Raw genomic sequence first — 19,303 nt, 5'->3', positions numbered from 1 at the left:
GGTCGTCTGCCCTCCGACCGCCCGCGAAGGACACCGCCGACGAGGAGACGCCCCATGCTCGACCTGGGCCCCGCCACCCGCACGCTGGCCGAGCTGGTCGCGACGGTGCGCGACGACCAGCTGGCCGACCCGACGCCGTGCCCCGACATGAGCGTCGCCGCGCTGCTGCACCACGTCGAAGGGCTCTGCCTCGGCTTCACGGCCGCGGCCCGCAAGGACCTCGTGGGCGGCAGCGCCGCGCCGCAGCCCGATGCCGCACAGCTGCGGCCCGGGTGGCGGCAGGAGCTCCCCGGGCTGCTCGCGACGCTGGCGGAGGCGTGGAGGCTGGAGGACGCGTGGTCGGGCCCTACCCGGGTCGGCGGCATCGACCTGCCGGGTGACGCGGCGGGCTTCTTCGCCCTGGACGAGCTGCTGGTGCACGGCTGGGACCTGTCGGTGGCGACCGGCCAGCCGTTCCAGTGGGACGACGGCCTGGCCGAGGCGCTGCACGGCTTCCTGCTGGCCAGCGTCGCGCAGGCACCGAACGGCACGCCTGGCCTGTTCGGGCCGCCGGTCCCAGTGCCGGACGATGCGCTGCTCATGGACCGGGTCCTCGGCCTGACCGGCCGCGACCCGATGTGGCGTCCCACGGCCCGTGTCTGACGGGCTCACCGGCACGGGGCTTCAGGAGTTCTCCGCAGCCGCGGCGCGGTTCGTCGACGAAGGTGCGCTCCCCGGCCTGGTCGCGCTCGTCGCCTGCGGCGAGCAGGCCCACGTCGAGGCCCGCGGCCGGCTGGCCCTGGACGGCGCACCGGTGCAGCGCGACTCGGTCTTCCGCATCTCCTCGACGTCCAAGCCGCTCACGGCCGCCGTCGTCCTCGCCCTGGTCGACGAGGGGCTGCTGGAACTCGACGCGCCGGTCGACGGCTGGCTGCCGGAGCTGGCCGACCGCAGGGTGCTGCGGCGGCCCGACGCCCCGTTGGACGACGCGGTCCCGGCAGAGCGCGCGGTCACGGTCCGGGACCTGCTGACCTTCACGTCCGGCTTCGGCGTGGCCATGGAGATGTTCGACGGCCCGGAGCCGTGGCCGGTGGTCGCGGCCGCCGACCGGCTGCGGCTCGGCCTCGTCGGGCCTCCACGCCCGCAGTCGCTGCCCGCGCCCGACGACTGGGTCGCCGCACTCGGAACGCTGCCCTTGATGGCGCAGCCGGGAGAGCGGTGGCTCTACAACACCGGCTCCCAGGTGCTCGGGGTGCTCGTGGCCCGCGCGGCCGAGTGCACCTTCGGCGATGCGCTGACGTCGCGGGTGCTGGAGCCGCTGGGCATGCGCGACACGGGGTTCTGGGCCCGCGAGCCCGGGCGGCTCGCCACCGCGTACCGGCCGACGGGCGGCGGGCTCGAGGTGTGGGACGGGCCGGACGGGGAGTGGAGCCGGCCGCCGGCGTTCGAGGACGGTGCGGGCGGGCTGCTGTCCACGGCCGACGACCTGCTGGCGTTCGCCCGCATGCTGCTGCGGGACGGCCAACCGGTCTTGAGCGCCGGCGCGGCCGAGCAGATGACGCGCGGCCAGCTCACACCGGAGCAGGCGCGCAGCGCGGGCGTCTTCCTCGACGGCCGGACGTGGGGCCTGGGCGGCTCGCTCCTCACGGACGGCCCGATGCGCGGCGCCTTCGGCTGGGAGGGCGGGCTCGGCACGTCGTGGCTCGTCGACCGGGCACGGGGCCTCACCGTCATCGTGCTAACCCAGCGGCTGTTCGAGGGCCCGGCCGACTACGCGCCGCACGCCGCGCTGCAGGAGGCGGCGTACGCGGCGCTGGCCCCCGGACACACCCGCGAGAGTGAACGCTGACCGGCAGGTCCAGGAGTTCGAGATCGGCCTCCCCACGGATGCACTAGCCTGCGCGTGTATCGGGGACGGCGCGAGATGCGCGCCGTTGCATTTCCTGGGGGGAACCGTGAACCGCGCTCCGGCGCTCGTCGGCCTTGCCGTTCTTGCAACCACTGGGCTCGTGGCCCAGCCGGCCGAGGCGGCGGCCAAGCCGTCGCTGACGGTCTCCGTGAGCACCGCCGCTCCCAGTGAGCAGCTCGTCGCGAAGGGCACGTTCGCCCGGGCGGGCGTACGCAGCGTCACCGTCCAGCGCTGGAACGGCCGGACTTGGGTACGCGCCGGTGTCGGCCGCACGACGAGGACCGGCAGCTACGCCGTCCGGTTCGTCGCCCCCGCGCGGACCGGGGCCTACTCGTTGCGCGTCGTGTCGGGCTCGTTCACCACGCCGAAGGCGCGCGTGGTCGTCGTCGCGCAGACGGCCGTCCTGCGGGTCGCCCGGGCGGCGACCGCCACGACCTCGGCCGAGATCACCCTCACCGCACGGCCCGCCCGTCCCGGTCGGAAGGTCGTGCTGCAGCGCCTGAACGGCAGCCGCTGGGGCAGCCCGATGACGGCACGGGAAAACGCCTCCGGCGTGGCCCGGTTCTCGGTGGCGGCGTCGACCTCTGGCTCGCTGTCCCTGCGGGCCGTGGTCTCGGCCGCCAAGGGTGCGAAGGCGTTCGTCTCGCCCCGGCTGGCGCTTGCGGCGATTCCGCTGCCTGCCCCCGGGCCGACGCCCACCCCCGCGCCGAGCGCGCCCTCCGCGCCGCAGCCCGCGGCCGCACCGGCTCCGAGCGCCTCCCCGGCCGCTTCCGCGTCGCAGAGCCCGACCCCGCCGGCGTCTCCCGCCCCGTCCTCGAGCCCGGCGCCGACGCCCATCCCGACACCCACGCCGACGCCGACACCCACCCCCACGTCGCCCGCGGCCTGGTCCGGTTCCGGCCTTCCGTCGCTTACGGGCACGTCCGGCCCGGCCTCGAAGCCGGCCGTGTCTGGCGACGGCCGCTACGTCGCGTACGACCAGAACGGCTCGGTCGCACGCTTCGACCGGCAGACCGGCGACTCCGTGGTCGTGGCGCCGAACGTCAGCCCGAAGGAGATCGGCATCTCCGCCGACGGGACGACGGTCGCCTTCGTCTCGTCCTCGCGCGCCCTGGTCGCCAGCGCCCCGGACGGCTACAACGTCTTCGTCTCCACGGTCGGCACGGGGCCCGTCGAGCTCGTCTCCGCGGGGCCCGGGCTCAGCGAGGGCGAGCAGTCGGCCAACGACAACATGAACAGCCGGCCGGTGCTCTCCGCGGACGGCCGCTACGTCGCGTTCCGCGGGCACACAGCGACGGGCTCCTACCTCCAGGTCTTCCGTCACGACCGCCAGACCGGCACCACGGAGCTGGTGAGCGTCGAGCCGTCGGGCGAGCTGAGCGACAACGCCAGCTTCGCGCCGTCCATCTCTGCCGACGGCCGCTTCGTCGCCTTCACCTCCCGCGACGGGAGCCTGGCCGGGGCGAGCGTCGGACCGTTCAACAACGTCTACGTCCGTGACCTCGTGTCGGGCACGACGCGCAGCGTCCTGCCGCCCGTCGACGGCACGGGTGCGACATGGTCCGCCAGCGGGCCCACGCTCTCCGCCGACGGCACGAAGGTCGCGTACGGCGCCACGCGCACCGTCCCGCGCAGCGGCGGCTGGGCCTCCGAGGGCCACCGGGTCGCGTTCGTGACGGACCTCGCGGCCGGCACGACGACGGTCGTCTCGCTCAGCGCGGACGGCAGCCTCCCCGACGCCGAGGTGTGGGACGTCGCCCTCTCCGGCGACGGCTCTCGGGTCGCCTATGCGACGGCGGCGAGCGGCATCACGTCCGGGGTGGCGGGCGGCGTCCGGCGTGTCTACAGCGTCGACCTCGCCTCGGGCACCACGACCATCGCCAGCGACTCTGAAGCTGTCGTCGACTTCACGCTGTCCACGAGCACCGACGGGCTGATCCTCGGTTTCGGTGTGAACGGCGGCACGAACGGCTGGCTGGCGAACGGCCGCTGACGTCCGGCTCGCGGCTCCGAAGCCGCACGCTGGTGCTCCGTCTCGCCGGAGCGCCTAGCCTGCACCCGTGCACGTAGTCACCGAGGTCTGCCTGGACGACGTCGACGGCGTGGTGCTCTCCGAGTCCGTCGGCGCCGACCGCGTCGAGCTGTGCGCGGGGCTCGTCGAGGGCGGCACGACGCCCAGCATCGGCACGGTCGCCGCGGTGCTGGCCCGGGTCTCCCGCATCGGCGTTCAGGTGATGATTCGCCCGCGCGGTGGCGGCTTCGCCTACTCCCCCGCCGAGGTGGACGTGATGCTCGCGGACATCGCGGCCGTACGCGCACTGCCCGTGCCGCCGGGCGTGGCCGTCGGCTTCGTGCTGGGCGCGCTGACACCCGACGGCGCGCTCGACGAGCCGGTGCTGGCCCGGCTGGTCGAGGCCTGCGGCGGCGCGCCGGTGACGATGCACAAGGCGTTCGACACGCTCGCCGACCTGCCCGACGCGCTCGAGCGCCTGGTGGGCCTGGGCTTCACGCGCGTCCTCACCTCGGGCGGCGCGCGGACCTGTGCCGAGGGAGCTCCGATGCTGGCGGCGCTGGTCGAGCAGGCGGCCGGGCGCATCGGTGTGCTGGCCGGTGGCGGCGTACGCGCGCACAACGTCGCGGAGCTGGTGAGGCGCACCGGGGTGCAGGAAGTGCACTTCCGGGCTTCTGTGCCCGTGGCCCCGGCCGCCTCGGCGAGCGGTGTCTCCTACGAGACCGGGCCCCGCCTCGTCACTGCCGCCGGCCCGGTCCGCGACGTGCTCGCCGCACTGGAGCGCGACGGCGGCTAGCGGCGCCGGGTCAGCTGCTCGTACGCCTCCGCCACCCGCGCCGGGTCCGACCCGACCACACGGAGCTCGGGCAGCCAGAGGTCCGCCCGCGGCGTCGCCCAATGGTCCCGCTCGGCCACGGCCCGGTCCGGGACGACTGCGCAGAGCTCGCCGCCGGGATGGACCCAGACCTCGTACTCGCCCTCGCACACGTCGCCGTACTCCATCCCCTCGCACAGCGCGTCGAGGTCGGTCGAGAGGTCGGCCGCGTAGGTGCCGTCCCTGCTCCGCTCGACGCGGATGTACGTGGTGGCGGCCGTGCTCAGAGCCACTCCCCGCCCCGCATGACCCGCAGGACGGTCAGCTCGTGGGGGTCGAGCACGACGAGGTCGGCATGCGTCCCCAGCCCCAGGTCGCCGACGCCCTCGAGGCCGAGCAGCGCCGCCGGCCGGGACGTGACCGCCGCCAGCGCCTGCTGCAGCCCGAGCCCGTGGTCGAGCACGAGACGGCGCAGGCCGCCGGCGACAGGGGTCGTGCTCCCGGCGAGCGAGCCCGTCGAGACGACGCGCGGCACACCGTCGACGACCTCGACCTCGTTGCCGGCCAGGTCGTAGCGCCCGTCCGGCTGTCCGGTCGCGGACATCGCGTCGCTCACGAGCACGGCCCGGTCGCCCGCAGCGCGCAGCGCCATCGTCACGGCGAGCGGGTCCAGGTGCTGCCCGTCGACCACCAGCTCGAGCGTCAGCCGGTCGTCGGTGAGCGCGACGCCGGGGAGCGCGGGCGCGCGATGGGAGAACGGGACCATTCCGTTGAACAGGTGCGTCACCGACCGCGCACCGGCATCCACTGCCGCGGTCGCGGTGGCCGCGTCCGCGTCGCTGTGCCCCAGCGCGGCGACGACCCCCGCGTCGTGCAGTCGGCGTACGGCGTCGAGCCCGCCCGGCAGCTCGGGCGCCAGCGTCACCATCGCGACCGGCCCCGCCGCGAGCAGCCGGTCCAGGTCGGCGCGGTCCGGGGGCACCAGGAGCCGCTCGTCGTGGGCGCCCTTGCGCAACGGCGACAGGAAGCGCCCCTCGACGTGCACCGCGGCGACGACCCGGTCGGCGACCAGCCCGCCGAGCCGCGCGACCTGGCGCTCCATGAGGTCCAGCGGCGCAGTCGCGACGGACGCCACGACCGACGTCGTGCCGGCCCGCCAGTGGAAGGCGGCCGCCGCCCGCACGCCCGCCTCGTCCGCGCCTGCGAAGTCCGCGCCGACCGCGCCGTGGCAGTGCACGTCGACGAAGCCCGGCACGACGACGCCGGCGACGTGCTCGTCGGCGCGCACCGGCGTCTCGCCCTGCCCGAGCGCCTCGACCCGGCCGTCCGTCACCCGCAGCCAGGCCGGCCGGAGGTCCTGGGAGGCCGTGACGACCCGGTCGGCCGTGAGCAGCACCGGCCTCAGACCTGCTCGGGCGAGAGCACCACCGCGCGGGTGAGCGAGCGCGGCCGGTCGGGGTCGAGCCCGAGCGCCTGCGCCTTCGCCACCGCGAGCCGCTGCGCCACGACGAGGTGGGCCAGCGGGTCGAGCTCGCTCGTCACGAGCTCGGCGCCGGTCGCCGCGACGTCGTCGGCCAGCCCCGTCGGCGGCTCGCCGAACATCCACACCAGACGCCCGGGCTCGGCGATCGCGATCGGCCCGTGCCGGTAGTCCATCGCCGGGTACGCCTCGCACCACGTCTGCGACGCCTCGCGCGCCTTGAGCGCGGCCTCCTGGGCCAGGCCGATCGTCCATCCGCGCCCGAGGAACGACACCTGGGTCGATGGCACCCAGGGCGCGACGTCGACGGCCAGCGCGGCCTCGGCGTCGACGATCGCGGCGTCCAACGAGTGGCCGAGCGACGCGCGAAGCAGCGCGAGCGTCGTCGTCGCGAACCGCGTCTGCACCACCGACTCCTCGTCGGCGAAGGACAGGTCGACGACCGCGCCGCCCTGCGCCGCGGCGGGCTCCCCGGGGCAAGCAGTGATCACCGTCGCAGGAATCGACGTTCGCTGAAGCAGGCTGACGATCTCGCTCGTCGTGCCGGACCGGGTGATGGCGACCAGCCGGTCGTAGTCCCGCCCGAAGGGGAACTCCGACCCGGCGAAGGCGTCCGTCCACCCGAGCCCGCCCTGCTCGCGGAGGGCGGCGTAGCTCATCGCCATGAACCAGCTCGTCCCGCAGCCGACGACGGCGACGCGCTCGCCGGGCTGCGGCAGCACCTCGGCGTACGCGGGGGCGAGCTCGGTCGCGCGCCGCCAGCAGTCGGGCTGGGCGGCGATCTCGGTCTCGACGTACGTGGTCACGGCGCGTCCTCCAAGCGGGCGTCCTGCGGGTGCTGCGCGCCGGGCGGGGCCCAGCGGCGGGTACGTTCCTGCCAGCCTGCCGCATCGGCGGCGGCGAGCGCGGATCCGAGCAGCCCGGCGTCGGCGCCGAGCGCGGAGATCTCCAGCGCGGGGGCCTGCCGCCACGGCAGGCGCTCCTGCAGCGCGCGGGCCAGCGGCCCGGCCAGCGCGTCGCGGGCGCCGCTGAGGCCCCCAGCCAGGACGACGAGCGCGGGGTCGGTGAGCAGCGTGGCCGCGGCGATCCCGGCGGCCAGCGCGTCGACCGCGTCGGCCCAGACCCGGTCCGCGAGCGGGTCGCGGCCGAGGACGGCCACGACCCCGGGGGTGTCGAGCGAGGGGTCTCCCCCCGCGGTGCGGAACCTGCGCAGCACGCCCGCCGCCGACGCGTACACCTCGACGCAGCCGCGGGCGCCGCAGGCGCACGGCTCGCCGCCGGGGTCGATGCACACGTGCCCGAGCTCCCCGGCCGTGCCGGTCGACCCGTCGAGCAGCCGGCCGCGGATGATCGAGCGGGCGGCGACCCCGGTCCCGAGCACGACGCAGAGCAGGTCCTCGACCCGCCGCCCGGCGCCGAGCCGCAGCTCCGCGGCGCAGGCGGCGCGCACGTCGTGCTCGATCGCGACCGGCACGCCGAGCCGCTCGGAGAGCTGGGCACCGATGGGAGCGTCGCGCAGGTTGAGGTTGGCGGAGAACCGCACCACCCCGGCCCGGCTGTCGACGAGGCCGGGCATGCCCACGCCGACGGACTCGGTGGAGGGGGTGCGCAGCTCGGCCACGATCCCGGCGACGGCGTCGGCCACGGGCGTGCCGTCGTGCGGCGTGGGGACAGTACGACGAGTCAGGAGTCCGCCTTCAGGTGTCACCTGCGCGGCCTTGATCGTGGTGCCGCCGACGTCGACGGCCACGATGGCGGCGACGCCCTCCCGGGCGTACCCCTCCTCCGGTGCGGCGGCCGGCGCGAGGGCCTGCGCCATCAGAACCCCTGGCCGGCCGGCTTGTGCGTGAGCACGAAGCGGTAGTGGTCGAGGTCGCGCAGCTGCGCCGCGGCTTCCTCGTCGACGACCATCGTGACGTGGGGGTGCAGCTGCAGCACCGACGCGGGGCAGCTCGCGGTGACCGGGCCCTCGACCGCGGCGGCGACCGCGGCGGCCTTCGCCTCGCCGGTGGCGACGAGCACGAGGTGGCGGGCCTCGCGGATCGTGCCGAGCCCCTGCGTGATGACGTGGCGCGGCACGTCCTCGGGACGGTCGAAGAAGCGCGCGTTGTCCTGCCGCGTGCGCTCGGCGAGCGTCTTGAGCCGGGTGCGCGAGGCGAGCGAGGAGCCCGGCTCGTTGAAGCCGATGTGGCCGTTGGCGCCGATGCCGAGGATCTGCACGTCGACCGGGCCGCCGTCGCGCAGCGCCACGTCGTAGCGGCGCGCCTCGGCGAGCGGGTCGGGCGCGCTGCCGTCCGGCCCGTGCACCCGCGCGGGGTCGAGGTCGACCAGGTTCACGAACTCGTCCCGGATGAAGCGCGCGTAGCTCTGCGGCGAGTCGGGGGGCAGCCCGACGTACTCGTCGAGCAGGAATGCGTCGAGGCCGGCGAGGCTGACCTCCCCGGCCCGGCAACGGCGCCCGAGCTCGGCGTAGGCCGGCAGCGGCGAGGACCCGGTCGCGAGCCCGAGCACGCGGGCGCCGGCCGTGACCGCGGCGGCCACGATGTCGGCGACGAGCGCGCCGGCCTCGGCCGGGCCGTCGACGGGGACGACCTCCACGGTGCCTCCTTCGGCAGGGGGTTCGGGGTCGGCGCCTCGTCGCGCACGGTGGCCGTCTGATGCCGCCCGAGGTGCGGGCCAAACCCGGCGACGGCCGTCCGCAGCATCGACCCGTCGTCTACCGGGTGTCAAGCAGTGGAGGAACTGGCGATGCGAAGGTGTGCTCGGGCTCGACTTTCTCCAACTTCTTGCTGATCTTGTGCTGACAGAGCCTTTACAGGGTCGTAATCGTCCGGGCATTGACGAGAGCCCGGTGCTAGCGCGATCGTTCCGGCCATGCCGGCCGATTCCGCGACCCGAGGCCAGCAGGCGCTGCGGTCCGCGAACCGCGCCCTGCTGCTCGGGGTGCTGCGCGAGGGCCCTGCCAGCCGCGCCGCGCTCGCCCGCGCCACCCGGCTCTCCTCGACGACGGTCTCGAGCCTGGTCGCGGAGCTGGCCGGCGCCGGGGTCGTCGAGATCGCGGACGGCTCGGGCGCAGGCACGGCCGGGGGGCGTACGGGCCGGCCGGGGCGGCTGGTCCGGCTCGCGCCCGACCGGGGCGTGGTGATGGGCCTGGACCTGTCCTACGACGGCGTGCGCGGAGCGGTGGGCGACTTCGACCACCGCGTGCTCGCCGAGTCCGAGCGGCTCTTCCCCGCCCCGCTCGAGGCGGACGCCGAGGACGTCGGGCCGCTGGCCGGCCTGGTCGAGGGGGTCGTCTCGGAGGCGGTCGCCGCGTCCGGGGTCCCGGTCGAGCGGCTGGCCCGGGTCGTCGTCGGGGTGCCCGGCGTCGTGGACCCCGTCACGGCATCGGCCGTCTCGACCCGCGCGCCGTGGTGGAGCGGCGTGACCGTGGCCAAGGTGGTCACCGAGACCCTGGGCCGCGACCTGCCCGTGTCGGTGGAGAACGACGCCGACTTGCTGACGGTCGGCGAGGCGCAGCACGGAGCTGCGCAGGGCATGGCCGACGTGCTCGGGCTCGACGCCTCGTCCGGTGTCGGGCTCGGCGTGCTGCTCGACGGCCGGCTGCACCGCGGCTTCCGCGGCGGCGCGGGCGAGATCGGGCACGTGCAGGTCGTCGAAGGCGGCGGGTTCTGCGTCTGCGGCAACCGCGGCTGCCTCGAGACCGTCGCCTCCCTCGACCACGTGCTCGGCGAGCTGCGCGCGGTGCACGGCGAGGCGGCGCGTACGCGCGAGGACCTCGAGCGGCTCGTCGGCCGCGGCGACCGGGCGGCGGTGCGTGCCGTCAGCGACGCCGGCGCCCTGATCGGCAAGGTCGTCGCCGACGCGTGCACGCTGCTCGCGCCGCAGGCCGTCGTCGTCAGCGGCTCGCTGGCCGCCGGCGGCACCGTGCTGTCCGATGCGGTGCAGGCCGCCGTCCAGCGCTACACGACTCCCCGCTCGGGCCATCCCGTGCGGGTGCTGCAGAACTCCCTCGGCGACCGGGCCGTCGTGCTCGGCGCCCTCGCCCTGGCCGCAGAGGCCGCCATGACGCTCTGAACCCGAGCTCCTGAACCCCGCGACCGGCTTCGGTCCCGACCGCTCCACCCGCTCGTCGCCCCGGCACCACGAGACAGCTCTTCAGACCCTGGAGGACCCCATGACCGACTCCTCGCCCTTCCGCCGCAGGGGCCGCTTCGGACCGGCCCGCTGGGCCGCGCTGTCCCTGGCCGGTGCCCTGCTGCTGTCCGCCTGCGGCGGCGACGACGAGGGCGACTCCGGCTCGGACGGCGCGGCCCAGCCCGCCGCCAGCGCCGGGGCCGACCTCTCGACGACGATCAAGATCCTCGCGCCGAGCTACACCGACACCTCCCAGGCCGACTGGCAGAAGGTCATCACGGGCTTCAACGGCAAGTATCCGAACGTCAAGGTCGAGCTGCAGATCGAGGCCTGGGACGGCTTCACGGAGAAGGTGCAGGCCCGCATCCAGGGCCAGGACGCGCCGGACATCCTCAACGACAACAACTTCGCCGACTACGCGAACAGCGACATCCTCTACCCGATCGACGAGGTGATGAGCCCGGAGACGCTGCAGAGCATCGAGCCTGCGCTGCTGAAGAACGGCGTCGGCGAGGACGGCACGCAGTGGGCGGCGCCGGACATCGCCTCGGCGCGTCTGCTGGCGTACAACACCGACCTCTTCGAGCAGGCCGGCATCTCGGCGGCGCCGAAGACGTGGGACGAGCTGCTCGACGCCGCGACCAAGATCTCCAAGCTGGGCGGCGGCGTCTACGGCTACGGCATGCCGCTCGGCCAGGAGGAGGCCCAGGTCGAGGCCAGCCTCTGGGTGTGGGGCAACGGCGGGGACTGGGTGTCCGGCAGCGACCTGACCGTCGCGTCGGAGCAGAACGTCGCGGCGTTCGAGGAGATGAAGAAGTTCATCGACGCCAAGGCGACGCAGCCCAACCCGGGCGCGAGCAACCGGCAGGCGGTCGCCGACCTGTTCAACCAGGGCAAGCTCGGCATGTACGTCAGCCACCCCGGCCTGCTCGCCGAGACGCGCAGCAAGTTCCCGAACGTCAAGTTCGAGGTGGCTCCGATGCCCACCAAGGACGGCTCCGCGTCGGCCAACCTCGGTGTCACGGACTTCATCGAGGCGTTCGACAACGGTGACGAGGACCGCAAGGCCGCGACCAAGGCGTTCCTCGACTACCTCTACACGCCCGAGGTCTACGGCCCGTGGGCCGAGGGCACGGGCCTGCTGCCGGTGACGAGCGCGGCCATCCAGGAGAAGTCGGCGTCCGACACGAACAACAAGCCGTTCTACGACGTGCTGTCCAGCGTCCGCTTCCTCCCGCAGGGCAACCCGAACTGGACCGCGCTGCAGAACGCGCTGCAGCAGAACGCCGGCAGCATCGCCACCCAGTCCGCCCAGGAGGTCCTGAGCGGCATCGAGGAGCAGGCCAACGCCGGGGGCTGACGCAACCGTCCGACCGCCGAGGTGCCCGCCCGATGCGCGGGCGGGCACCTCTCCCCTGCCGTTCGTCGATCCGTCATTCCGGAACAGGAGGTCTGCCGTGGCCACCACGACCGCCCCGGCGCCGTCGACCCTCGGGGCGCGCCCGCGCCGGGCCCGGCGGGCACCCGGGCACAGCAGCCTCTTCACCGCGCTGCCGTGGCTCGCGCCGGCGCTGCTGCTGATCTTCGGCGTCGTGCTCTATCCGGCCGGCTACATGGTCTACACGTCGTTCCGGAAGTTCAACCGGATCGGCGTGGAGCGCGGGGGCGCCGGCTTCGACAACTACCAGCAGGCGCTGGACTACCCGGGTGTCAACATCGGCCGGGTCTTCCTCAACACGTTCATCTGGGTGGCCGTCGTCACGGTCGTCTCGATCGTGATCTCGCTGTTCCTGGCCCAGTTCCTCAACAAGCAGTTCCGCGGCCGCAAGCTCGTCCGGCTCGCGGTCGTCGTGCCGTGGGCGGCGTCGGTCGTCATGACGACGTCGATCTTCTTCTACGGCCTCAACCCGGACTACGGCATCATCAACCGCTTCCTCGTCGACGTCGGCATCCTCGACTCGCCCTACGGCTTCACCAAGAGCGCCGTGCCGGCGTTCATCACCGCGATGGTCGTGGCCATCTTCGTGTCGCTGCCGTTCACCACCTACACGATCCTGTCCGGGCTGCAAGGGGTGCCGGACGACGTGGTCGAGGCGGCGTACGTGGACGGGGCGTCGGCCTGGCAGCGCTACACCAAGGTGATCCTGCCGATGCTGCGGCCGGCCATCAGCATCGCGACGCTCATCATGATCATCAACGTCTTCAACTCGCTGCCGATCCTGCAGATCCTCGTCGAGGCCCCCGGCTACGACGCCGACATCACCACGACGCTGATCTTCAAGTACAAGACCGTGCTCGGCCCGGGCGTCGCGTCCGCGCTGTCGGTCGTGAACTTCCTCGTCGTCATGACCGTGATCGCCGTCTACCTGGCCGTGCTGCGGCCCACGAAGGACCGCTGATGTCCGTCGTCGACCCTGGTGTCACCACGTCGGTGCCTGCCCCGCGAGCCGGCCTCTCGACCGCGGACTCCTCCGGCCGCGGCCGCCGCTCGCGCGGCGCGGGCGTGAACCGGCGGCCCAACCCGTGGCTGATGCTCCTCGGGTCGGTCGTCATCATCGCGGTCTTCATCGTGCCGTACGCGATCATGTTCATCGGCTCGCTGAAGACCCAGGCCGAGATCACCCGCATCCCGCCGCCCTACATCGGCGATGCGCTGCACTTCGACAACTACCGCACGATGTGGTCGTCGAACGTCCACCCGTCCGACGGGCTGACGGCGACGATCGTCATCTCGGTCGTCGCTACGGCCATCGTGCTCCTCGTCGCGACACCCGCAGCGTGGTTCACGGCTCGCTACACGTTCCCCGGGCGGACCGTCTTCCTCGCGCTCGTGCTCATCGTGCAGATGCTGCAGCCGACCGTGCTGGCCGTGGGCCTCTTCCGGGAGTTCCTGCAGCTCGGGCTGAACGACACCTGGATCGCGATGATCCTGGTCAACTCCGCCTTCAACCTGACCTTCGCGGTGTGGATCATGCAGGCGTTCTTCGCCTCGATCCCTCGCGAGGTCGACGAGGCGGCGGCCCTCGACGGCGCGGGCCGGCTGCAGATCCTCACCCGCATCTCGCTGCCGCTGGTGTGGCCCGGCATCGTCACGGCGCTGATCTACGTCTTCGTGGCCGCGTGGAACGAGTACGCCGCCGCGTCGATCATCATGACCTCGAACGACCTGCAGCCGCTGACCGTCGCGCTGCCGCGGTTCTTCGGGCTCTACGCCGCGCAGTGGCAGTACATCTTCGGCGTCTCCATCGTGGCGATCGTGCCGGTGGTGGTGCTGTTCTCGCTCATCGAGAAGCGGCTGGCCGGTGGGCTGACGGCGGGATCGGTGAAGTAGGCCCTCCCGTCCGGCTCGCCCGAGCCCCGCTGCCGATCCTCGGCAGCGGGGCTCGCCTGTTATCAACTGCGGTTGACAGCAGAAGCTCATCAACCTAGGTTGATAACCATGGCGGAGGTGATCGAGGTTCCGGCGGTCGACGACACGCAGGCCGCACTGGCCGCCGTGCTCGCGCTGCGCCGGCTGGCGAACCAGCTCGAGTCGGCCGCAGTGGTGCACGCGATCGGCGCGGGCTGGACCTGGGCCGACGTGGGCCAGACGCTCGGCATCAGCGCGCAGGCCGCGCACAAGAAGTTCGCGCCGCTGCTGCCAGAACCGTCGCCCCGCTCCCGGACCCGATCCCGCAAGGAGAAGCAATGAGCTTTCGCGACAAGGCCGCCGACGTCCGCACGGTCAACGCCCTGCTCACGGGCGCCGAGCAGGAGGCACTGGCCGCCGGGGACGACCTGCCGGGCGTGGAGCACCTGGTGCTCGCCGCGCTCGGGCTGCCGGACGGCACAGCCGCAGACGTGCTCGTCGGGTTCGGCGTGTCCGACGCGTCCCTCCGCGCGGCACTGGCCCGGGTGCACGCGGACGCCCTCGTGTCCGTCGGCGTCGACGGCTCCGTGCGGGAGCCCGATGTCGCCGCCGGGCGGCGCGTCGGGCCGCGCGGGTTCCGCGCCACTGCCACCGCGGACCAGGCTTTCCGGGCGGCAACGGCCCTCAAGCAGTCCTCGGGCGCCGACCGGCTGCTCGGCGCCCACGTCGTCGCCGCGGCGTGCGAGCAGGAGCGGGGCACGTTCCCGCGGGTGCTGCAGGCGCTGGGTGTGGACCGGGCGGCGCTGCGGGCTGCGTGCGAGGAGAAGCTCGCCCGTCAGGCGCGCGGCTGACGCCGTCAGTCGTCCGCGGCGCGTCGCAGCGCGGTCACCCCCGCAGAGCCGCCTGGCGCAGCCGCTCCGTCACGTCCTCGGCAGCCGGGTCGCGGAGCAGCTCGGGGGTCATCTGCAACGAGGCCCCGTTGACGTGCTCGCTGCGCCGGGCGCGCTGCTGCACGACGTCCCGGGGCAACAGCACGGCGCGGACGACGTGGTAGTCCTCCTCGCGCAGCAGCACGAGGCCCGCGAGGTCGAACCCCCAGCTGCGGAAGACCGACGTCTGGAGCTGTCCGTTGCGGGGCGGGTCGGACACCACCCTGGTCTTCACCTGGACCCGGCGGCCGTCATCGAGGACGAGGTCGTAGGACTTCGCGGAGTTCGCCTCCAGCTCCACGCCGAAGGCTCGCGCCACGAGCCACTCCCCGTAGTCGCCCGCGGGGGCGTTCGCCGTCCGGAGGACCCCGCGGGCCCTCAGCTCGGCCAGCGTCGCCGCGTAGCCCGCCAGCAGCTCGCCGGTGGGCACGTTCCCGAGAGCACGTGGCGACGGCCCGATCGCTGCGGTGGAGCCGCCTGGCGTGACCGGAGCATCGGATGGCACCGCGTCTCCTCCTGCGACACCGCGGTTGCCAGACGGCCCCGCGTGGAGCGAGCCCAGGGTCTCAGACGCCGCTGGGCGCGAAGACCTGCGCCGTCACGTCGGCAGCCGGCCGGCGACGACGGTTCCCGCGGCCAGCACCGCCTCCACGTCCCCCACGGCATCCAGCACGACCAGGTCCGCCAGCTTGCGCGGCGCGATGCTCCCGACCTGGTCCGCGATCCCGAGGAACCGGGCCGGCGTCAGGCTCGCCGCTCGCGACGCCTCGACGAGCGACAGCCCGCCGGTAGCCACCGCGAGCCGGACGGCGCGGTCCATCGTCAGCACGCTCCCGGCCAGCCCGCCGTCCGCCAGCGTCACCGTCCCGCCGCGGGCTTGGATCGGGACCGGGCCGAGGAAGTAGTCGCCGTCGCTGCGGCCGGCGGCCGGCGTGGCGTCGGTGACGAAGGCGATCCGGTCGACGCCCGCGGTCCTCGTCGCGACCCGCACGAGGTCCGGGTGGACGTGCACGCCGTCGTTGATGAGCTCGCAGACGACGTTCGGGTCGGCGAGTGCGGCGCCCGCCGGGCCGGGCTGCCGGTGGTGCAGCGGCGGCATCGCGTTGAACAGGTGCGTCATCAGCCGGGCGCCCTCGGCGAAGGCCTGCTTCGTCTGGGCGTGGTCCGCCTCGGTGTGGCCGACGGCGGGCTCGATGTCGCGGCGTACCAGCTCCCGGATCAGATCGGTCGCCCCGTCGAGCTCCGGGGCGATCGTCACGACCCGCGCCGTGCCGTCCGCAGCGTCCAGCAGCTTGCGCAGCGCGGGAAGGGTCGGCGGGAGCACGAAGCTGAGGTCGTGCGAGCCGCGCTTGCGCGGGTTCAGGAACGGCCCCTCGAGGTGCGCGCCCACCACGGCGCCCAGCCCGTCCTGGGCGTGCACGATGCCGGCGATCGCCTCGAGCGCGGCCGCCATCTTGTCCAGGTCGTCCGTGACGAGGCTGGCGAGCGTCCGCGTCGTGCCGCGGGACCGGTGGAACGCCACGGCCCGCAGGATCTCGTCCGGGTCGGGCGACGTGACCTGGGCGCCGTCGCCGCCGTGCATGTGCAGGTCGACGAAGCCGGGCAGGATCGTCCGGCCGGGCAGGTCGACGTAGCTCGCGGCCCCGGCCGGTGGGTCGCCGCGACCGGCGGACACGATCCGCTCCCCCGCGACCGCGACCCAGCCGGGCGACACGGCCTCGCGCTCGAGCACGACCGTGCCTGCCGACAGGACGAGCCACTCGCGCGGGTCGCTCACCTCCCGAGCGCCCACGTCACCGAGCGGTCGAAGAGTGCGAGAGTCGCGTCGTTGGCCAGCCCCGGGTCGAGCGCCTCGTCCCCGAGGAACATGCCGACCCGCGCGGCCGGAGCGGGGCTGCCGTCGACCAGTGGCGCGCCGGCGGCGTACCCGAAGAGCGTTGCACGTGTCGGGATGCCGGTGTAGGTCGCCGCGACGACGGCCCCGGGTCCGACCACGCCCCAGCGGATGCGCCCGGGGGCGCGGTAGACGGCCACGGTCCCGCTGAGCCCGGCGGACAGCGGGGTGCCGGGCACGACGTCGATCGTCTGCTGGCGGAACTCCTCCCCCTGGTTCGTGGTCATCCTGAAGTCGTCGAACACGAACGCTTCCCACGCCACGACCGGGATCGCGAGGTCGCGGAACTTCGTGCCGACGGCAGAGGAGGCGACCGTGGACGAGACCACGATCAGCGAATAGCCGTTCGCGTCAGCCGTCGTCGTGCTCGCGGCGATCCGGATGTCGGTCGCAAGGCCGAGCCGCGCCAGCCGCGAGACGACGGCCTGCTCGCCCACCGTCCCCTCGGGGTTGCTGGTCGGCGCGTCCATGCCGATGAGGAGCAGCGCCCGATCGGGTACGCCCACGGTGAGGTCCACCGGTGTCGACGCGATGCGACGGCCGGAGGCGTCCTCGGCCTCGACGACGACCTGCGCGACGCCGCGCGGGACGTCGGTCCACGTGACCTGCCACGGCGCGCCCGTCGCGGTGCCGACGAGGCGGCCGCCGACGTAGAACCGCACCGCCGCAACACCCGCCGAGCCGGACGCAATGCCTGCCGTCAGCACGACGTCGCTGCCCGGCGTCAACGTCGTCCCCGCCGCCGGCGACGAGAGCGTGACGACCGTGCTGGCCTGCTGCGCCCGGCGCAGGAAGGTGTCGAGCACCCCGTAGCCCACCGTCGGCCGCAGCTCGATCGACTCGGCGAGCGCCTCCTCGAGGGCGGCTCGGTCGTTCCACGCCGACGTCTCGTGCCCGCGGGACTGGGCATAGAGCGAGCCCGCCGCGGCCGCCCCGGCCCGGCCGAGCGCCTCCGCCTCTCGCAGCCAGAGGTCGGCCTGCTCGGCGAACCTCTGCGTCTGCGCGTTCTCGCGCAGGATTCCGGGCGCCTTCTGCAGCTCCTCGAACGCGTCCTCCAGCCGGCGCGTCGTGCTCGACGTGAGCGTCCCGGCGTCGAGCTCGGCCTCGAACGCCGCGATCAGCGTGGCGAGCCGCGGCGCCTCGGCCTGTCCCAACGGCGAGCTGCGGTTGACGTCGGCGAACGTGAGCAGCGCATCGGCCGCGTCGCCGGCGAGGTAGCGGGCTGCGCGGGCCTGCGAGGCGTCGGGGTCGTAGGCCGCGGGGTTCCAGGCGTAGTCCGCGGTCGTGGCGAGGGGCAGCAGTGACGGCTCGGCCTGCACCATCGGGTTCGCGATCACGCCGTCGAGGCCGGCCGCGGGCAGGTCCGGGGCGCGGCCGACGAGCGGGCCGAGGTAGAGCCGGTCCTCGGAGTAGTCGTTGACCGGGTAGTTGTCCCACAGCAGCAGCGGGTGGCTGCCGTAGAGCGTCCTGGCCTGCTGGGTCTGCGCCGCGGTGACGGTCGGCGCGACGACGTCGGAGCCGGTCCAGTAGACGTTGACGCCGGCGGGCACGAGGGCCGCGAACCGCGACTTGTAGGCGGAGGCGCCGAGGCCGGAGTACTCGGTCGGGACGGTCTGCAGCGGCCCGCTGCCCGCGTGCGCGGCGAGGAACTCACGCTGGAAACGGTCGAGCAGGTACGCCTGGGCGGCCGCCGCGGGCGAGGCGTCCGCGCCGAACCGCTGCTGGTCCGAAGCGCAGTTCAGCGAAGTGGAGATGTCGTCGAAGAAGAGCGCGAAGTCGCGCACGCCGAGGCCGTAGACCGCCTCCGCCTTCGCGTACAGCGCGGAGATGTCGGCCTCGGAGGTGTAGCAGATCGACTGGCCCGGCGAGACGGCGAAGACCAGGTCGACGTGGTTGTCGCGCGCCGTCGTGACGAGCTGGCCCAGCTGCGCGAGCTGGTCCGACGGGTACGGGTCGCGCCACCGCTCGCGGTGGTACGGGTCGTCCTTCGGCGCGTAGACGTAGGTACCGAGCTTCAGGTCGCCGTACGCCTCCAGCTGGCGGAGCCGGTCCTCCGGCGACCAGGGCGCGCCGTAGAAGCCCTCGATCACGCCGCGCGTGCCGAAGCCCGGCCAGTCGCGGATCGTCACGCCCCGCAGCCGGGTGCGCGTCGTGCCGGCGGCGGCCGGAAGGAGCTGTTCGAGCGTCTGGACGGCATGGAACGTGCCGTCGGCGTCGACTCCCGCGAGGACGACCGACCAGCCCTTGCCGTCGCGCCCGGACGCGAGGACGTACCCGCCGGATGGCAGGCCCGCAGGCCCCTGGGTGCCCATGCGCTGCAGGGCGGCGCCGGCACCCGGCCCGTCCAGGTAGAAGGTCACCCCGTCGCGGCCGGTCATGGCCCCGTCGCGCGTGCTGACGCCCTGTCGGCCGAGCAGGTCCTTCAGCTGGGCCAGGGCGGCCGGATCCGCCGACGGCGCCGCGACCAGCCCGACGACCGCCGGCAGCGTGGCCGACCCGCCCGTCGCGACCGCGCTCTGCGGACGTGGGATCACGTCCAGCGCAGCGTCCACCGGTGGGACGGCCTGGGCCGGCGCCGTGGACAGCGCGGGGAGCAGGAGCACCGCCAGCGCGAGAGAGAGCAGGGCCGGCAGCAGCCGGGCGGGTGTACGGGTCACGTGGCACCTCCGCGAGACGCGGCCTTCGCCCCCGGTTGTCCGGCGATGTCAGGCCGCGGGCAACGCTGCTGCACCGGGACGGGATGCGTCAACCGTTGCTCGCTTCTGTGGATCGCGCCGGAGGGCGAGGCCGGGCCGATCGTA

At 74.0% G+C, this 19,303-nt stretch carries 18 protein-coding genes; 10 read left to right on the top strand and 8 right to left on the bottom strand.

Annotation, left to right across the window (positions count from 1 at the left end):
* Positions 1 to 54: 54 nt before the first annotated feature.
* The 4 genes from G9H71_RS07850 to G9H71_RS07835 all read left to right on the top strand — a co-directional run bounded on the left by G9H71_RS07850 (position 55) and on the right by G9H71_RS07835 (position 4,695).
* Positions 55 to 642, top strand: a complete 588-nt coding sequence (locus G9H71_RS07850) for a TIGR03086 family metal-binding protein (RefSeq protein ID WP_166280368.1) — start codon at positions 55 to 57, stop codon at positions 640 to 642.
* Positions 635 to 1,828: a serine hydrolase domain-containing protein gene (locus G9H71_RS07845; protein ID WP_166280366.1), complete on the top strand. Its 1,194-nt coding sequence runs from the start codon at positions 635 to 637 to the stop codon at positions 1,826 to 1,828. The genes G9H71_RS07850 and G9H71_RS07845 overlap by 8 nt, the downstream gene beginning before the upstream one ends.
* 106 nt (positions 1,829 to 1,934) lie before the next feature.
* Complete coding sequence (locus tag G9H71_RS07840) at positions 1,935 to 3,881, top strand: TolB family protein (protein ID WP_166280364.1); 1,947 nt, start codon at positions 1,935 to 1,937, stop codon at positions 3,879 to 3,881.
* Between the two features lie 67 nt (positions 3,882 to 3,948).
* Entirely contained in the window at positions 3,949 to 4,695 is a 747-nt protein-coding gene (locus G9H71_RS07835) for a copper homeostasis protein CutC (RefSeq protein ID WP_166280362.1), read from the top strand.
* Here G9H71_RS07835 and G9H71_RS07830 read toward each other — a convergent pair.
* Genes G9H71_RS07830 through nagB form a run of 5 tightly spaced genes read right to left on the bottom strand, consistent with a single transcriptional unit; the run spans position 4,692 to position 8,791 of the window.
* Positions 4,692 to 5,006 (bottom strand): hypothetical protein, encoded by a 315-nt coding sequence (locus G9H71_RS07830; RefSeq protein WP_166280360.1) that lies wholly within the window; start codon positions 5,004 to 5,006, stop codon positions 4,692 to 4,694. The two genes, G9H71_RS07835 and G9H71_RS07830, sit on opposite strands and share 4 nt — an antisense overlap.
* Positions 4,997 to 6,109: an N-acetylglucosamine-6-phosphate deacetylase gene (locus G9H71_RS07825; protein ID WP_166280358.1), complete on the bottom strand. Its 1,113-nt coding sequence runs from the start codon at positions 6,107 to 6,109 to the stop codon at positions 4,997 to 4,999. Before G9H71_RS07825 ends, G9H71_RS07830 begins: the two co-directional genes overlap by 10 nt.
* 5 nt (positions 6,110 to 6,114) lie before the next feature.
* Complete coding sequence (locus G9H71_RS07820; protein ID WP_166280357.1) at positions 6,115 to 6,999, bottom strand: SIS domain-containing protein; 885 nt, start codon at positions 6,997 to 6,999, stop codon at positions 6,115 to 6,117.
* Positions 6,996 to 8,012: an ROK family protein gene (locus tag G9H71_RS07815; protein ID WP_166280355.1), complete on the bottom strand. Its 1,017-nt coding sequence runs from the start codon at positions 8,010 to 8,012 to the stop codon at positions 6,996 to 6,998. Before G9H71_RS07815 ends, G9H71_RS07820 begins: the two co-directional genes overlap by 4 nt.
* Complete coding sequence (gene nagB, locus G9H71_RS07810) at positions 8,012 to 8,791, bottom strand: glucosamine-6-phosphate deaminase (protein ID WP_166280353.1); 780 nt, start codon at positions 8,789 to 8,791, stop codon at positions 8,012 to 8,014. The genes G9H71_RS07815 and nagB overlap by 1 nt, the downstream gene beginning before the upstream one ends.
* A gap of 276 nt (positions 8,792 to 9,067) precedes the next feature.
* On the opposite strand from nagB, the gene G9H71_RS07805 reads away from it, so the two are divergent.
* From G9H71_RS07805 to G9H71_RS07780, 6 genes are all read left to right on the top strand, one after another.
* Positions 9,068 to 10,270, top strand: a complete 1,203-nt coding sequence (locus G9H71_RS07805) for an ROK family transcriptional regulator (RefSeq protein WP_166280351.1) — start codon at positions 9,068 to 9,070, stop codon at positions 10,268 to 10,270.
* A 100-nt stretch (positions 10,271 to 10,370) separates the two neighbouring features.
* Complete coding sequence (locus G9H71_RS07800; RefSeq protein WP_166280349.1) at positions 10,371 to 11,690, top strand: extracellular solute-binding protein; 1,320 nt, start codon at positions 10,371 to 10,373, stop codon at positions 11,688 to 11,690.
* Positions 11,691 to 11,787: 97 nt separating this feature from the next.
* Positions 11,788 to 12,729, top strand: a complete 942-nt coding sequence (locus G9H71_RS07795) for a carbohydrate ABC transporter permease (RefSeq protein WP_331272825.1) — start codon at positions 11,788 to 11,790, stop codon at positions 12,727 to 12,729.
* Positions 12,729 to 13,661 (top strand): carbohydrate ABC transporter permease, encoded by a 933-nt coding sequence (locus G9H71_RS07790; protein WP_231134295.1) that lies wholly within the window; start codon positions 12,729 to 12,731, stop codon positions 13,659 to 13,661. Before G9H71_RS07795 ends, G9H71_RS07790 begins: the two co-directional genes overlap by 1 nt.
* A gap of 108 nt (positions 13,662 to 13,769) precedes the next feature.
* On the top strand, positions 13,770 to 14,021 hold the full coding sequence (locus G9H71_RS07785; protein ID WP_166280347.1) for a helix-turn-helix domain-containing protein: 252 nt from the start codon (positions 13,770 to 13,772) through the stop codon (positions 14,019 to 14,021).
* Positions 14,018 to 14,530: a Clp protease N-terminal domain-containing protein gene (locus G9H71_RS07780; RefSeq protein ID WP_166280345.1), complete on the top strand. Its 513-nt coding sequence runs from the start codon at positions 14,018 to 14,020 to the stop codon at positions 14,528 to 14,530. Before G9H71_RS07785 ends, G9H71_RS07780 begins: the two co-directional genes overlap by 4 nt.
* Before the next feature lie 34 nt (positions 14,531 to 14,564).
* Here G9H71_RS07780 and G9H71_RS07775 read toward each other — a convergent pair whose 3' ends face one another.
* The 3 genes from G9H71_RS07775 to G9H71_RS07765 form a co-directional block, all read right to left on the bottom strand.
* Positions 14,565 to 15,038, bottom strand: a complete 474-nt coding sequence (locus G9H71_RS07775) for a DUF6998 domain-containing protein (RefSeq protein WP_166280343.1) — start codon at positions 15,036 to 15,038, stop codon at positions 14,565 to 14,567.
* Between the two features lie 168 nt (positions 15,039 to 15,206).
* Positions 15,207 to 16,385 (bottom strand): N-acetylglucosamine-6-phosphate deacetylase, encoded by a 1,179-nt coding sequence (gene nagA, locus G9H71_RS07770; RefSeq protein WP_331272823.1) that lies wholly within the window; start codon positions 16,383 to 16,385, stop codon positions 15,207 to 15,209.
* The gene (locus G9H71_RS07765) at positions 16,382 to 19,159 is read right to left on the bottom strand and encodes a beta-N-acetylglucosaminidase domain-containing protein (RefSeq protein ID WP_166280341.1); all 2,778 of its coding nucleotides are present in this window, start codon (positions 19,157 to 19,159) and stop codon (positions 16,382 to 16,384) included. The genes nagA and G9H71_RS07765 overlap by 4 nt, the downstream gene beginning before the upstream one ends.
* Positions 19,160 to 19,303: the final 144 nt, after the last annotated feature.

The sequence above is a fragment of the Motilibacter deserti genome (genome assembly GCF_011250635.1).
Lineage (GTDB): Bacteria > Actinomycetota > Actinomycetes > Motilibacterales > Motilibacteraceae > Motilibacter_A > Motilibacter_A deserti.
The sequence above is the reverse complement of the archived record's forward strand: the minus strand, read 5'-3'. Positions and strand labels throughout refer to the sequence as shown.

Coding starts and splice junctions, on each gene's coding strand:
- G9H71_RS07815 (WP_166280355.1), bottom strand. CDS start 8,012: ATGGCGCAGGCCCTCGCGCCGGCCGCCGCACCGGAGGAGGGGTACGCC.
- G9H71_RS07850 (WP_166280368.1), top strand. CDS start 55: ATGCTCGACCTGGGCCCCGCCACCCGCACGCTGGCCGAGCTGGTCGCG.
- G9H71_RS07785 (WP_166280347.1), top strand. CDS start 13,770: ATGGCGGAGGTGATCGAGGTTCCGGCGGTCGACGACACGCAGGCCGCA.
- G9H71_RS07805 (WP_166280351.1), top strand. CDS start 9,068: ATGCCGGCCGATTCCGCGACCCGAGGCCAGCAGGCGCTGCGGTCCGCG.
- G9H71_RS07800 (WP_166280349.1), top strand. CDS start 10,371: ATGACCGACTCCTCGCCCTTCCGCCGCAGGGGCCGCTTCGGACCGGCC.
- G9H71_RS07780 (WP_166280345.1), top strand. CDS start 14,018: ATGAGCTTTCGCGACAAGGCCGCCGACGTCCGCACGGTCAACGCCCTG.
- G9H71_RS07790 (WP_231134295.1), top strand. CDS start 12,729: ATGTCCGTCGTCGACCCTGGTGTCACCACGTCGGTGCCTGCCCCGCGA.